Consider the following 14872-nt stretch of genomic DNA (forward strand, 5'->3'; position numbering starts at 1 on the left):
CCATGCGCTTTGTTGACGAGTACCGCGCGCCGGAGCAGGTGATGAAGCTCATCGACCACCTGACCCAGCGCGCCGCGCTGCTGGACGCCACGCCCCGGCACCCGCTGCGGATCATGGAGGTATGCGGCGGCCACACCCACGCCATCTTTAAGTTTGGCCTCGATCAGCTGCTGCCGGAGAATATCGAGTTTATTCACGGCCCCGGCTGCCCGGTATGCGTGCTGCCGATGGGCCGGATTGACACCTGTACCGAGATAGCCCGCCGCCCGGAAGTGATCTTCTGCACCTTCGGCGACGCGATGCGCGTCCCGGGGCGCGACGGCTCGCTGATGCAGGCCAAAGCGCGCGGCGCCGACGTGCGCATCGTCTACTCGCCGCTGGATGCCCTGGCGCTGGCGCAGCAGAATCCCGATCGCAAAGTGGTCTTTTTTGGTCTCGGCTTCGAAACCACCATGCCCGCCACCGCCGTAACCCTGCGCCAGGCGCGCGGGCTCGGGCTCGACAACTTTTTCGTCTTTTGCCAGCACATCACCCTGATCCCCACCTTAAAAAGCCTGCTGGAGCAGCCGGATAACGCCATTGACGCTTTCCTCGCCCCCGGACACGTCAGCATGGTGATCGGTACGGAGGCTTACGGCTTCATCGCCGACGCCTATCGCAGGCCGGTTGTGGTGGCTGGATTCGAACCGCTTGATCTACTGCAAGGCGTTGCCCTGCTGGTTGAGCAGAAAATAGCGCACCGCAGCCGGGTGGAAAATCAGTACCGCCGGGTGGTGCCGGACGCGGGCAACCGGCTGGCCCAGGAGGCCATTGCCGAGGTGTTTACCGTTACCGGCGACAGCGAGTGGCGCGGTCTGGGCCTGATTGAAGATTCCGGGGTGCGGCTCACCGCGCCCTATCAGCAGTTTGACGCCGAAGCCCACTTTCGCCCGGCGCCGCAGTCGGTGTGCGACGATCCCCGCGCCCGCTGCGGCGATGTGCTTACTGGCCGCTGCAAGCCGCACCAGTGCCCGCTGTTCGGCACAACCTGCAATCCGCAGAGCGCCTTCGGGGCGCTGATGGTCTCCTCCGAGGGCGCGTGCGCCGCCTGGTATCAGTATCGCAGTCAGGAACCTAGCCAATGAAAAATATTCAGATAGCCCACGGCAGCGGAGGCCGGGCAATGCAGCAGCTGATCGACGAGCTGTTTATGAAGGCCTTCAACAATCCGTGGCTGGCGGAGCAGGAGGATCAAGCCCGGCTGGATCTGGCGGCGCTTACAGCGCGTGGCGACCGGCTGGCGTTCTCCACCGACAGCTACGTTATCGATCCGCTGTTCTTTCCCGGCGGCAACATCGGCAAGCTGGCGGTGTGCGGTACCGCCAACGACGTGGCGGTGAGCGGCGCAGTGCCGCAGTTTCTCTCCTGCGGGTTTATTATTGAAGAGGGGCTGGAGATGGCCCTGCTGGCGCAGGTGGTGGACAGCATGGCGCACACTGCCCGGGAAGCCGGGATTGCCATTGTCACCGGCGATACCAAAGTGGTGCCGCGCGGCGGCGTCGACAAGCTGTTTATTAACACCGCGGGGATGGGCGCTGTTCCGGCGGAGATCCGCTGGGGCGCCCGCCAGCTGGCGGCGGGCGACGTGCTGCTGGTCAGCGGCACGCTGGGGGACCACGGTGCGGCGATCCTTAACCTGCGCGAGCAGCTCGGACTGGAAGGCGAGCTGGTCAGCGACTGCGCGGTGCTGACGCCGCTTATTCAGAGCCTGCGCGATCTGCCCGGCGTCAGGGCGCTGCGCGACGCAACCCGCGGCGGCGTCAATGCGGTGGCCCACGAGTTTGCCGCCGCCAGCGGCTGCGGGATTGAGTTGAACGAAGCGGCCCTGCCGGTGAAGCCCGCGGTGCGCGGCGTGTGCGAGCTGCTGGGGCTGGACGCCCTCAACTTCGCCAACGAAGGCAAGCTGGTGATAGGCGTCGCGCGCGAGTGTGCCGACGAGGCGCTGGGCCGGCTGCGCGCGCATCCGCTGGGCCGCGACGCGGCGATTATCGGCGAGATGACGACGCAAACCGGCGTGCGGCTGAACGGGCTGTACGGCATTAAACGCACCCTGGATTTACCTCACGCCGAGCCGCTGCCGCGCATCTGCTGAGGCGCTTTTTACTCTCCCCACAACGTTACGCGGGCCCGCTTTGCGGCCTGATGTGGCAGGGGCCTGTTTTTGAATTTCTTTTTTGCGCCGCGCGGGCGGCGCATCTGGACAAGCGCAATGTCATATACCCCCATGGGCGAACTCGGACAGCAGGGGCTGTTTGATATAACCCGAACACTTTTACAGCAGCCGGATCTGACCAGCCTCAGCAACGCCCTTACTGGCCTGGTGAAGCGTTCGGCGCTGGCAGACTGCGCCGCGCTGCTGCTCTGGACGCCCGGCCACCACCGGGTGCGCTATTTCGCCCATGAAGACAGCGGCGCGCCGGTGGAGTATGAAGATGAAACGGTGCTGGCCCACGGCCCCGCCCGGCGGCTGCTGTCACGCCCGGAGACGCTGCTGTGCCGCGCGGAGGAGTTCAGCGACGCCTGGCCGCAGCTGATGAACGGCGGGCTGTACGCGCCCTTTGCCCACTACGCTCTGCTACCGCTGGCCGCCGACGGCCGCATTTTTGGCGGCTGCGAGTTTATCCGCCGGGACGACCGGCCCTGGAGCGACAAAGAGCTGCAGCGCCTGCACGCGCTGGCGCAGATCGTGGCGGTGGTCAGCGAGCAGATCCAGAACCGGATGAGCAATAACGTCGATTACGATTTGCTGTGCCGCGAGCGGGACAACTTCCGCATTCTGGTGGACATCACTAACGCAGTGCTGTCCCGGCTGGATATTGAGGAACTGGTGGGGGAAGTGGCGAAAGAGATCCACCACTACTTCAGCATCGACGCCATCAGCGTGGTGCTGCGCAGCAGCGTCAAGGGCAAGCTGAACGTCTACTCCTCGCACTATCTGGACGCCAATAGCCCGGTACACGACCGGACCGTCGCTGACGAGAGCGGCACCCTGTCGGAGCGGGTGTTTAAAAGCAAAGAGATGCTGCTCATCAACCTGCACGAGCACGATGCAATGGCGCCCTACGAGCGGATGCTGTTTCGCATCTGGGGCAATAACATCCAGACTCTGTGCCTGCTGCCGCTGATGTCCGGCGACACCATGATCGGCGTACTCAAACTGGCCCAGTGCGACGAAAAAGTGTTTACCACCGCCAACCTGCGGCTGCTGCGCCAGATTGCCGAGCGGGTCGCCATCGCGGTGGATAACGCCCTCGCCTACCAGGAGATCCACCGCCTGAAAGAGCGGCTGGTGGATGAGAACCTCGCCCTCACCGAACAGCTGAACAACGTCGACAGCGAGTTTGGCGAAATCATCGGCCGCAGCGACGCCATCATTCGCGTGCTGCGCCAGGTGGAGATGGTGGCGCAAAGCGACAGCACGGTGCTGATCCTCGGCGAGACCGGTACTGGCAAGGAGCTGTTCGCCCGCGCCATCCACAACCTCAGCGAGCGCAACAGCCGCCGGATGGTGAAGATGAACTGCGCCGCGATGCCCGCCGGGCTGCTGGAGAGCGACCTGTTTGGCCACGAGCGCGGGGCCTTCACCGGCGCCAGCGCCCAGCGCATCGGGCGCTTCGAGCTGGCGGATAAAAGCTCGCTGTTCCTCGACGAAGTGGGCGATATGCCGCTGGAGCTGCAGCCGAAGCTGCTGCGCGTCCTGCAGGAGCAGGAGTTCGAGCGCCTCGGCAGCAACAAGCTTATCCGCACCGACGTGCGGCTGATCGCCGCCACCAACCGGGATCTGAAACAGATGGTGGCGGACAGGGAGTTTCGCAGCGATCTCTACTACCGGCTGAACGTGTTCCCCATCTGCCTGCCGCCGCTGCGCGAGCGCCCGGAAGATATTCCGCTGATGGTAAAGGCGTTCACCGCCAAAATAGCCCGCCGCCTCGGACGCCAGATCGACAGCATTCCGGCAGATACCCTGCACCAGCTGGCGAAAATGGAGTGGCCCGGCAACGTGCGCGAGCTGGAGAACGTTATCGAGCGCGCGGTGCTGCTGACTCGCGGCAGCGTGCTGCAGCTTTCCCTGCCCGAGATGTACAGCCGCTCCGGCGCGGAGCCGGCCCCGGCCGCCGAGCCGCTCCGCGAAGGCGAGGACGAGTACCAGCAGATTGTGCGGGTGCTGAAGGAGACTAACGGCGTGGTATCCGGGCCAAAAGGCGCGGCGCAGCGCCTGGGACTCAAGCGCACGACGCTGCTGTCGCGGATGAAGCGGCTGGGGATTGATAAGGATGCGCTGGGGGGAAATTAAGCCCGGCGAAAATAATAGCCCCGGCAGCGGCACACGTCTCGCACCGCGCCGGGATAAAAGTCAAACGTCCAGTAGCCACTTCTGCGCAGGGGTCAGGCGGCTTTCAGTTTCCGGCGTCAGCCAACGCCGCTGATCCTGCTGGGCAGTATCGTTCCTGTCGATGTAAAGACCGTGCAGCACCCGGCGGCGGGTGCCAAGCGTGTTGCGGGTACCGCCGTGCCAGGCGTGGGCGTTATAAATCATCACGCTGCCCGCCGGGGCTTCAAAAATCACCTCATCAGGATGACGCGCGTCCACGTCCGCCAGCGCCTCTTCCGGCAGCTCGCGCCGCAGATGGGTGGCGGGCACAATCCGCGGGGCGCCGTTAGCGGCGCTCAGATCGTCAATCGCCCAGATGGTATTCACCAGATGCACTTTCGGAAAGTCGTGCCGCGTTTTTTTCCAGTCGGCATGCAGCGGCTGGTGGCCGCCGTTGCGCAGCGCCTCGCGGGCATTAAGGCTGGAGATTTTAAACTCGCCGTTAAAAACGTAGCGGCAGGCGGAGAGGATCAGCGGATGGCACCAGACCTTTTCCCACACCGTCCCTTTGTTGATCAGGTTGGCGATGCGGGTGGCTGTGGCCTCCTGGTGGTGTTCAATGGCCAGATTATCCCCCTCCTGCGTCACCAGCGCGTCAATGCGCTCGCGCATTGCCGCCAGCCACGCCGCGTCGGCGACGCCTTCCACCACCGTGTACCCCTGCGTATCCAGCTCTTCTCTCATTTTCGCCGGCAGCGCGCAATCTGCCCCCAGTGCCGCCAGCCATACTTCCGCCTGATTCTGCATACCCTGCCCCTTTGCGTTAACCATCTCACAACATATTCACAAAAATACTGCAAAGACGGCGGCAATTCTGTATGAGAGAGATACGGAAAACTGGACGATTGTGCGCTTCGCCATAAAGTGTGAGGCGGCTCATTGTCCAGAAAGAATGGCGGAGAGAGTGAGAATGTCCGATCAAATTATCGCACTGCTGCGCGATATTGTGGCGCAGCAGTGCCGCTGGCGGGTACGCTTCCCGACACAGAACGCAGGGGCCCCCGGGCTGGCTATGCGCGTGCCCTTTCCGCGTCTGGAAATTATGCTGGAAGGCGAGATGTGCGATCTTGCGCTGGGTATTGATAGCCCGCATCTGCGCGCGGGACAGGCGCTGTATATTCCCGCCGGACGCTGGAATCTGCCCCAGTGGCGCGGTCCGGCAGTGCTGCTGAGCATTCTTTTTGGCAAGCAGAAGCTTGGCTTCAGCCTGCAGCGCTGGGACGGACAGCAGATGACGAGCATCAGCAAGGAAAACGTAGCGAGACTGGGGCCGAGGGTAGGCTCCTACCTGCTAATGCCCCTTAACGAGCTGGCGCTGCTGCCCGCTGAACCCACCGCGCAAATTGTCTTCGCAGGATTGATTAGCCACTGCTGCGATCAGCTGACGCATCTGCCGACCAGCCTCAGCAAAAGCGAGGCGCTGCTGCGGGCTATTCAGGAGTATCTGCAGGAAGAACCCGGCCAGCCCCTCAGCCGCGAGAGCGTTGCCAGGCATTTTCACATCACGCCCAATTATCTATCGCATCTGTTTCAAAAGGTCGGGCAGACGGGCTTTAACGACTATCTGACGGGGCTGCGTCTGGAGCAGGCAAAAGGGCTGCTGCGGGGCTATGACATGAAAGTGAAAGAGATTGCGCACCGCTGCGGGTTCGAGGACAGCAATTATTTTTGCCGCCTGTTTCGCCGCCACACCGCGCGCTCGCCCACCGAGTACCGCAGGCACTGCCGGACGCTGTAGGCTATTTCTTCGGGCGGTATTTTTCCGGCAGCTCGGGGACCGGACGGCGGTCGTCAATCAGGTGGCGGACGGTCAGCAGCGGATGGCGCCAGAGCATTCGCGGCCCCGCCCAGCGCATTACCTGCTTCATCTCTTCGCGTTTCGCAGGCTGATAGCAGTGCACCGGGCACTGCTTGCAGGCGGGCTTCGCCTCGCCGAACACGCATTTATCAAGGCGCTTATCGGCGTAGGCATTCAGGCTGACATAGTGTTCCGGGTCCGCAACGGCATCCGGGCAGCGCGATGCATAGAGGGCAATCATCCGGCGGATGGTGAGCTTTTCGCGCTGGATGCGCTTTCCGGCCATGGGAAACTCCTGCAGGGGTAAAGATGTATCAATAATACCCCTTATGGCCGATTGTGACCACCGCCGCAGGTGCGCGCCGGTGGCTGCGGTAGCTAGCCGAACAGTTTTGCCAGCAGGCGCTGCAGGAAACCTTTTGGCTCTTCTTCAACTTTGCGGGCAGGCTGTAGCGCATCAGCGGCTGGTTTAACAGCATCGTTGGCGGCCTCAACGCGCTTTGCGGCCTGGGTTCCGGCCAGCGCGGCGATAGCGGCTTTGGCGTTCTCAACGGAAGATTCAGCGTTGTCGCTCATGGCCAGGCCTTCCGCCAGCACCACTTCCACATCGGTAATGCCGATAAAGCCGAGGAACAGCTTCATATACGGCGTAACGAAGTCGTTCGGGCTGCCGTCGTAAATACCGCCGCGGCTGCTGATAACAATCGCTTTTTTACCGGTCACCAGCCCCTGGGCGCCCGCTTCGGTGTAGCGGAACGTTTCCCCGGCGCGGGCAATCAGGTCAATCCAGGTTTTCAGCTGGGTTGAGATGTTGAAGTTGTACATCGGCGCGGCAATCACCAGCACGTCGTGGCTTTTCAGCTCGCTGATCAGGGTATCTGACAGGTCGCGCACTTGTTTCTGACGGTCGTTGGCGTTGGTGCCGGCGGAAAAGCCGGTAACCACTTCCCCGTCCAGCTCCGGCAGCGGTTCAGCGGCCAGATCGCGCACAGTAACGCTATCCGCAGGATGGGTTTTCTGCCACTGCGCGGTGAGATAGTCGACAAGTTTGCCCGACTGGGAATAGTCCCCGAGAATGCTGGATTTGAGAACGAGAAGGCGTGACATGAATGACCCCTGTAAGCGTGTGCAATTAGTTAATCACTTTGTTGAATCACGCTATCCTGCGGTCAAACGCACTTAAAAGACAGCGAAATACTTAGGTAATAGAGTTCAAAAAATTTGAATGTTTGTTGGCGGAATGTGCGATTTTTGGGGGAATGCCGTGTTCTGGCTATCGACCATGGGCTAAGCATTCAAAATTAAGATTAATTGCTTTGAATGGCGGCAATCGAATTAATATTTAGCGTAATCGAATCAAATAACAGACACCGTTAATAATCAACCATCACTTAGTTTTCTTAATCTCTAAATAATCCAAAAATCATAAAAACCTTAATTCCATATGGTTACAATCATCGATATACTCGTTAAATATCTTTTTGGGAAATTAGATGATGGCTTTACATGGAAAACTCATTCTTAACGGTGCCGATTACGTGCCGTTCAATTTGTATGGCGTAGGCGTATTTATGGCTTTTTCTGGTAACGGTATCTATCGAAATAAAGGAGCATGCAGTGCAATACCAAACGACGGGCCGCTACCGCCGGGGAAATACTGGATTGTTGAGCGCGGTATGGGAGGGCCTGGATCGTGGATTAAAGCTAAATCTCAGGATTTGTTTAACAAAATTTATAACGGCGCTGAGTTTGGTCGCAGTGAGTGGTTCGCCTTATATAAGGATGACTTAGGGATAGACGATGGCACTTGGATTGATAATGTACATCGTGGGTTATTCAGACTTCACCCTGGTAAACACTCTGAAGGATGCATAACGATCGCACATAATTCAGATTATGCACTCATCAGAAATGCGCTCATGAATACTAATCTGATACAGGTGCCTTGCATGCGCTCGCTTCTGGCGCGAGGTTGGGTGGAGGTCGTTACTCATGGCACTAATGCTTGCCCGTAGAGCTGCAAAAGTAGCCCTTTACATGGCAATTTCTTTACTAACAGGCCGTATACTGGGGAGCCCGGAAGAATGGTTGAGTCATGGCTGTGTATCACGACTGGGTCATATAATTTATGGGCCAGGTGAAATAGGTGCCGATAACTTTTACGATCTCTACTTTTATATCTCTGTTATTACTATTTTTACAGTGACAACGTTTATTTATATTTTATTAACGAATGCAATTAGCAAGATAAGGAAAAGTTAACATGCCAATTCCTCCCTATATGTGGCTCAAAGATGATGGTGGGGCAGATATAAAAGGCTCCGTTGATGTTCAGGACCGTGAGGGTAGTATTGAAATCATAGGGTTAAGTCACGGAGTCAACTTACCCGTTGATAGCTCTAACGGTAAGATTACGGGAACGCGGCAGCACTCTTCTATGATGATTGAAAAAGAGGTTGATAGTTCAACGCCCTATCTTTATAAAGCAGCAGCAACGGGCCAAACATTAAAAAGTGCAGAAATATGATTTTATCGCATTAGCGACGCCGGGCAGGAAGTGTGTTACTACACAGTATTCCTGGAAAACGTAAAAATCACTGGTGTTAACTGCGGTGTACCTAACGTTAAACTTGCTGGTAATAATCAAATGAATCACATCGAAAGTGTGAGCCTACAATATGAAAAGATAACGTGGCGAATCGTTGATGGCAATATCTAATATATGGATGCATGGAATGAAAGACAAACAGCATAATAGATGAACTGATGGATACAATGGACATCATTTTAATGAAAAGTATTCAAGATCAGGTTTTAGACTGCTTTAAGGATCAAATATCAACCAGCTTAGGTAAAAACTGGAATGAAATCCCATTGCAACTTGATTATGACTTATTTGATGCTCCCGGTGACGATCTGCATGAAGCTTTAAATAAATTTTAATGTTGATCTTACCAGTGTTAAATGGTCGTGTTACTTCCCCTGGGGAAATACTCCTTTGCTGACTCGGTGGTTTAAAGTTAAGCGGAAGGATGTTGAAAGAAATCGTAAGCCTCTAACCGTCAAAATGTTTGCCAAGTCAGAGGAAGCTGGAAAATGGCTTTATGACTGATAAATCAGCAGTGTTATATTTATAGAGCAGGCAACATAAACGGAAACTTACACATTAAAAGTGGCTATCTCTACCATTAACTTACAAGACAACCGTTCAGGATGAATACAAACTGCTGGATTATCAACGCCAGAGCAGAAAAAAAATTCATTACACCTCGACTATTTAAAAGGCGCCTTAATGGACTCAGGGTCAATAGTCACTTGGTCAGACAAGCATTGAGAAGTGGATCAAATAGCAAGACGAAAATGGGCGAACTTTTTGCGCGTCTCTTCAAGAGTGGCTTCAATCTTCGCGGAGGACTGCCCTGTTTCAACAGCCGTAGACGTAACCACTGAGCGAACGATGTCAGCACGAGACGGCTTAGTGTAGCTTGCCTGCGTTTTTTGTTGTTACTCATGATCGTTCCCGAAGGGAAAATCTGGGCTGAAAAGGCAGAAAAAACATAACACTAAGGCTTCTACATCTATTCAAACCGGCCCATCCTACACTTATTTAGTGGGCCGACTCCATCTCAGTAAGCAGCACCGCCATTCCTTCATTAAGCCATGAAGTTCGCCGAACGAATATGCTGCCCCCTCCTTATTTCCTGTGCACCTCCGCTCTTTACTGGCCCCGCAAAATCCAGCAGCATCAGAAAATTACCTGAACAGGATCGCCTCACCATCCAACGGATGAATCACAGCACCTGTCGATGCTAAGATACGCCCTTACAAAAACGTCAGGCACGCTTATCGCTCGTCCATCTGAATTGACCATCGGCCTCGCCACATCCGGCAGCCCGGTGATTATCATGGATTGACCCACAATCACCCTGAGGATTGTTGCCTCGCGTAAACCGCGCGCGCCGCGCTGACAGAGCCCGGACGCCCCGGCGCAGCGTTGGATTGCGCTGTGCTTATCGAGGTTTACCGCAGAGTCTTTGGAGCACGAATAACGCCATGAACATGAGTGAAATCAACATGAAAGAGTCTATCGAGCAAGACTTTTCCAGCCACACCCCGATGATGCAGCAGTACCTGAAACTCAAAGCCCAGCATCCGGAAATCCTGCTTTTTTACCGCATGGGCGACTTCTACGAGCTGTTCTACGATGACGCGAAGCGCGCGTCCCAGCTGCTGGATATCTCCCTGACCAAGCGCGGGGCGTCCGCCGGTGAACCTATTCCGATGGCGGGCGTTCCCCATCACGCAGTGGAAAACTATCTCGCGAAGCTGGTGAACCTGGGTGAGTCGGTGGCTATCTGCGAGCAGATCGGCGATCCGGCCACCAGCAAAGGGCCGGTGGAGCGCAAAGTGGTGCGCATCGTGACGCCGGGCACCATCAGCGATGAGGCGCTGTTGCAGGAGCGTCAGGACAATCTGCTGGCGGCTATCTGGCAGGATAGCAAGGGATACGGCTTTGCCACCCTCGATATCAGCTCCGGGCGCTTTCGCCTGAGCGAGCCGGCGGACCGCGAGACGATGGCCGCCGAGCTGCAGCGCACCAATCCCGCGGAGCTGCTGTATGCCGAAGATTTTGCCGAGATGGCGCTGATTGAGAATCGCCGCGGCCTGCGCCGCCGTCCGCTGTGGGAGTTTGAAATCGACACCGCCCGCCAGCAGCTTAATCTACAGTTCGGTACCCGGGATCTGGTGGGCTTCGGCGTAGAGAACGCGCCCCGCGGCCTGTGCGCCGCCGGCTGTCTGCTGCAGTACGTCAAAGATACCCAGCGCACTTCCCTGCCGCACATTCGCTCCATCACCATGGAGCGCCAGCAGGACAGCATCATTATGGATGCGGCCACCCGCCGCAATCTGGAGATCACCCAGAATCTGGCCGGCGGCGTTGAGAATACCCTGTCGTCGGTGCTGGACAGCACGGTCACGCCGATGGGCAGCCGGATGCTGAAGCGCTGGCTGCACATGCCGGTGCGCGACACCGCGGTGCTGACGGGCCGCCAGCAGACCATCGGCGCGCTGCAGGAGCGCTGCGGCGAACTGCAGCCGGTGCTGCGCCAGGTAGGCGATCTGGAGCGCATCCTGGCGCGGCTGGCGCTGCGCACCGCCCGCCCGCGGGATCTGGCGCGCATGCGCCACGCCTTCCAGCAGCTGCCGGAGCTGCGCGCCCAGCTGGCGGAAGTAGACTGCGCCCCGGTGCAGAAACTGCGCGAGAGCATGGGCGAGTTCACCGAGCTGCGCGAGCTGCTGGAGCGTGCGGTAATTGAAGCGCCGCCGGTGCTGGTGCGCGACGGCGGGGTTATCGCCCCCGGCTATAACGAAGAGCTGGACGAGTGGCGGGCACTGGCGGATGGCGCAACCGACTATCTCGACAAGCTGGAGATCCGCGAGCGCGAGCGCCTGGGGCTGGACACCCTGAAAGTGGGCTACAACGCCGTTCACGGCTACTACATTCAGATCAGCCGCGGCCAGAGCCACCTGGCGCCCATCAACTATGTGCGGCGCCAGACGCTGAAAAACGCCGAGCGCTACATCATTCCGGAGCTGAAAGAGTACGAAGACAAAGTGCTGACCTCCAAGGGCAAGGCGCTGGCGCTGGAGAAGCAGCTGTACGACGAGCTGTTCGACCTGCTGCTGCCGCACCTGGGAGATCTGCAGCAGAGCGCCGCCGCACTGGCGGAGCTGGACGTGCTGGTGAACCTCGCCGAGCGCGCGGACACGCTCGGCTATGCCTGCCCGACCTTCAGCGACAAGCCGGGGATCCGCATTACTGAAGGCCGCCACCCGGTGGTGGAGCAGGTGCTGAACGAGCCGTTTATCGCCAACCCGCTGAACCTCTCGCCCCAGCGGCGGATGCTGATCATCACTGGCCCGAACATGGGCGGTAAGAGTACCTATATGCGCCAGGCAGCGCTGATTGCTCTGCTGGCCTATATCGGCAGCTACGTCCCGGCGCAGAAGGCGGAGCTTGGCCCTATCGACCGCATCTTTACCCGCGTCGGCGCGGCGGACGATCTGGCTTCCGGGCGCTCCACCTTCATGGTGGAGATGACCGAAACCGCCAATATCCTGCATAACGCCACCGAGAACAGCCTGGTACTGATGGATGAAGTCGGGCGCGGCACCTCGACCTACGACGGCCTGTCGCTGGCGTGGGCCTGTGCGGAAAATCTGGCGAACCGCATCAAAGCGATGACCCTGTTCGCCACCCATTATTTTGAGCTGACCCAGCTGCCGGAAAAAATGGAAGGCGTTGCCAACGTGCATCTCGACGCGCTGGAGCACGGCGATACCATTGCCTTTATGCACAGCGTGCAGGACGGCGCGGCCAGCAAGAGCTACGGTCTGGCGGTGGCGGCCCTGGCGGGCGTGCCGAAAGAGGTGATCAAGCGCGCGCGCCAGAAGCTGCGCGAGCTGGAGAGCCTGTCGCCCAACGCGGCAGCCACCCAGATTGACGGCACCCAGATGTCGCTGCTGTCGGTGCCGGAAGAGACCTCCCCTGCAGTAGATGCGCTGGAGAATCTCGATCCCGATACCCTGACGCCGCGGCAGGCACTGGAGTGGATTTACCGGCTGAAAGCGCTGGTATAAAACGGGCGCTGTAGTAAAAACGTGCCGGGCAAGCGTCAGCTGCCCGGCATTTTTTTAGCGCTTATCCGCCGCCAGCAGCGGCGGAATGGTGGGCACCTGCGGTGCGTTATCAATATCGCTCTGGGTCATGCGAAACGCCTCAGGGTAGTGCTCCCGGGACGTGCGGCGCAGCGGTTCGGTACTGCGCCAGGTGTAGAGGCAGTGCTGGCACTGGTAAACCGTCCAGACCTCTTTTACCGGCGATGTCGCCATTACCTCAATGCGCGCGTCGGCGCAGCGTGGACAGATCATTATCTTCTCCTTATTGACGGAATTAGCGGGCGGCCAGCATGGCGGTGAGTTTCTCCGCCCAGGCTTTGGTTTCCGGCAGATCCTGCACCGGCTGGCTGTAGTGGCCGCGCCTGTCCGGCGCCACCGGCGTAGTGGCATCAATGATCAGCTTGTCGGTGATCCCGGCCGGGCTGGAGCCAGGATCCAGCTCCAGCACCGACATGTTCGGCAGCTGCACCAGATCTCCTGCCGGGTTGACCTTCGACGACAGGGCCCACATCACCTGCGGCAGGTTAAACGGATCGACATCCTCATCCACCATAATCACCATCTTCACGTAGCCGAGGCCGTGCGGCGTGGTCATTGCCCGCAGGCCTACCGCGCGGGCAAAGCCGCCGTAGCGCTTTTTGGTGGAGATGATTGCCAGCAGGCCGTGGGTGTACATGGCGTTAACTGCCTGTACTTCCGGGAACTCGGCTTTCAGCTGCTGGTAGAGCGGCACGCAGGTGGCCGGGCCCATCAGGTAGTCAATTTCCGTCCATGGCATCCCGAGATACAGCGACTCGAAGATAGGCCGCGTGCGATACGACACTTTATCAATACGTACTACGGTCATGTTGCGGCCGCCGGAGTAGTGGCCGGTAAACTCACCGAACGGGCCTTCGATCTCCCTTTTGCGGCCTTCAATCACGCCTTCGAGGATCACTTCCGATCCCCAGGGCACGTCGAAACCGGTCAGGGGTGCTGTCGTAATGGGATACGGGCTTTCCCGCAGCGCGCCCGCCATCTCATATTCCGACTGATCGTATTTCAGCGGCGTGGCACCCATCAGGGTAATGATCGGATCGTTGCCGAGGGTAATGGCAATCGGCAGATCCTGGCCGCGCTCTTCCGCTTTATGCAAGTGCAGGGCGATGTCGTGCATCGGCACCGGCTGCAGGCCCAGCTTGCGCTTGCCCTTCACTTCCATGCGGTAGATGCCGACATTCTGCTTGCCGAAGTTGTCCGGATCGGTCGGATCGCGCGAGACTACGCAGGCTTTGTCGAGATAAAAGCCGCCGTCGCCGTCGTTGAGGCGAAACAGCGGCAGGAGATCGAACAGGTTAATCTCTTCGCCGTCGACGCTGTTCTGCGCCCAGGGCGGGTTGTCCCGTCGCTCCGGGGCCACCGGGAAGTTGTCCCAGCGGCGGATAAAGGTTTCAATCTGCTGCTTCACCGGCGTGTTGGGCGGCAGGCCCAGCGAAATGGCGTGATTCTGCCACGAGCCAATGGTGTTCAGGGCTACCCGGGCATCGGTGAAGCCGCGAATATTGTCGAACCACAGCGCGGGCGCGCCGTCGCCGATGCGGCCGGTGGCGTTCGCTGCCGCCGCAAGATCCGGTTCGGCATCCACCTCTTCATTAATGCGCAGCAGCTGTCCCTGCGCCTCCAGCGCCTGGAGAAAACTGCGTAAGTCGTCAAAAGCCATATTAACTCTCCTGTTGAGGGTACGACGCGGCCTGCAGCCCCTGCCAGCGCCGGGCACGAGGGTTTTGCAGACCAAACTGATCCATCACGCGGGTAATAATGTGCTGGTTGATATCGTCCACGGTTTCGGGATGGTTGTACCAGGCGGGCATCGGTGGAACCATCGCCACGCCCATCCGGGACAGGGCCAGCATGTTTTCCAGATGAATGGTGCTGAGCGGCATCTCCCGCGGTACCAGCACCAGTTTGCGCCCCTCTTTAAGCACCACGTCCGCCGCCCTGCC

General features: G+C 58.8%; 13 protein-coding genes and 2 pseudogenes. 9 read left to right on the plus strand and 6 right to left on the minus strand.

Annotation, left to right across the window (positions count from 1 at the left end):
* Positions 1–2: 2 nt before the first annotated feature.
* The 3 genes from hypD to flhA all read left to right on the plus strand — a co-directional run bounded on the left by hypD (position 3) and on the right by flhA (position 4333).
* Positions 3–1124: a hydrogenase formation protein HypD gene (gene hypD / locus QZ766_RS03890; protein ID WP_297197516.1), complete on the plus strand. Its 1122-nt coding sequence runs from the start codon at positions 3–5 to the stop codon at positions 1122–1124.
* A complete protein-coding gene (gene hypE / locus QZ766_RS03895) occupies positions 1121–2131 on the plus strand; it encodes a hydrogenase expression/formation protein HypE (protein WP_297197519.1) in 1011 nt (336 codons plus the stop codon). Before hypD ends, hypE begins: the two co-directional genes overlap by 4 nt.
* 117 nt (positions 2132–2248) lie before the next feature.
* Positions 2249–4333 (plus strand): formate hydrogenlyase transcriptional activator FlhA, encoded by a 2085-nt coding sequence (gene flhA / locus QZ766_RS03900; protein ID WP_297197521.1) that lies wholly within the window; start codon positions 2249–2251, stop codon positions 4331–4333.
* A 60-nt stretch (positions 4334–4393) separates the two neighbouring features.
* Here flhA and QZ766_RS03905 read toward each other — a convergent pair whose 3' ends face one another.
* Positions 4394–5158, minus strand: coding sequence for a phytanoyl-CoA dioxygenase family protein (locus QZ766_RS03905; protein WP_297197524.1), 765 nt, complete (start codon positions 5156–5158; stop codon positions 4394–4396).
* 163 nt (positions 5159–5321) lie between these two features.
* Here QZ766_RS03905 and QZ766_RS03910 point away from each other — a divergent pair, with 163 nt between their 5' ends.
* Positions 5322–6149, plus strand: a complete 828-nt coding sequence (locus QZ766_RS03910; protein ID WP_297197526.1) for an AraC family transcriptional regulator — start codon at positions 5322–5324, stop codon at positions 6147–6149.
* Position 6150: 1 nt separating this feature from the next.
* On the opposite strand, the gene QZ766_RS03915 is transcribed toward QZ766_RS03910, so the two are convergent.
* Together QZ766_RS03915 and QZ766_RS03920 are read right to left on the minus strand one after the other, a co-directional pair.
* On the minus strand, positions 6151–6495 hold the full coding sequence (locus QZ766_RS03915) for a nitrous oxide-stimulated promoter family protein (protein ID WP_297197528.1): 345 nt from the start codon (positions 6493–6495) through the stop codon (positions 6151–6153).
* A gap of 92 nt (positions 6496–6587) precedes the next feature.
* The gene (locus QZ766_RS03920) at positions 6588–7316 is read right to left on the minus strand and encodes an FMN-dependent NADH-azoreductase (RefSeq protein ID WP_297197531.1); all 729 of its coding nucleotides are present in this window, start codon (positions 7314–7316) and stop codon (positions 6588–6590) included.
* Positions 7317–7705: 389 nt separating this feature from the next.
* Between QZ766_RS03920 and QZ766_RS03925 the strand changes: the two genes are divergently transcribed.
* The 5 genes and pseudogenes from QZ766_RS03925 (at position 7706) to mutS (ending at position 12851) form a co-directional block, all read left to right on the plus strand.
* Entirely contained in the window at positions 7706–8224 is a 519-nt protein-coding gene (locus tag QZ766_RS03925) for a DUF2778 domain-containing protein (RefSeq protein ID WP_297197547.1), read from the plus strand.
* Positions 8202–8471 carry a hypothetical protein gene (locus tag QZ766_RS03930; protein WP_297197534.1) on the plus strand — a complete coding sequence of 90 codons (270 nt, stop codon included), beginning with the start codon at positions 8202–8204 and terminating at the stop codon, positions 8469–8471. Before QZ766_RS03925 ends, QZ766_RS03930 begins: the two co-directional genes overlap by 23 nt.
* Before the next feature lies 1 nt (position 8472).
* A pseudogene (gene tssD / locus QZ766_RS03935) lies at positions 8473–8928 on the plus strand (type VI secretion system tube protein TssD).
* Positions 8929–8984: 56 nt separating this feature from the next.
* Positions 8985–9321, plus strand: a pseudogene (locus QZ766_RS03940) (DUF1493 family protein).
* Between the two features lie 962 nt (positions 9322–10283).
* Positions 10284–12851: a DNA mismatch repair protein MutS gene (mutS, locus tag QZ766_RS03945; RefSeq protein WP_297197549.1), complete on the plus strand. Its 2568-nt coding sequence runs from the start codon at positions 10284–10286 to the stop codon at positions 12849–12851.
* A gap of 54 nt (positions 12852–12905) precedes the next feature.
* On the opposite strand, the gene QZ766_RS03950 is transcribed toward mutS, so the two are convergent.
* From QZ766_RS03950 to QZ766_RS03960, 3 genes are all read right to left on the minus strand, one after another.
* Positions 12906–13142, minus strand: a complete 237-nt coding sequence (locus QZ766_RS03950) for a non-oxidative hydroxyarylic acid decarboxylases subunit D (protein WP_297197536.1) — start codon at positions 13140–13142, stop codon at positions 12906–12908.
* A 22-nt stretch (positions 13143–13164) separates the two neighbouring features.
* Positions 13165–14589, minus strand: coding sequence for a non-oxidative hydroxyarylic acid decarboxylases subunit C (locus QZ766_RS03955; protein ID WP_297197538.1), 1425 nt, complete (start codon positions 14587–14589; stop codon positions 13165–13167).
* 1 nt (position 14590) lies between these two features.
* A partial coding sequence (locus tag QZ766_RS03960; RefSeq protein WP_297197540.1) for a UbiX family flavin prenyltransferase occupies positions 14591–14872 on the minus strand: 282 nt, incomplete at its 5' end.

The organism is uncultured Pluralibacter sp. (assembly GCF_913775985.1).
In the GTDB taxonomy this organism is placed as follows: Bacteria; Pseudomonadota; Gammaproteobacteria; order Enterobacterales; family Enterobacteriaceae; genus Pluralibacter.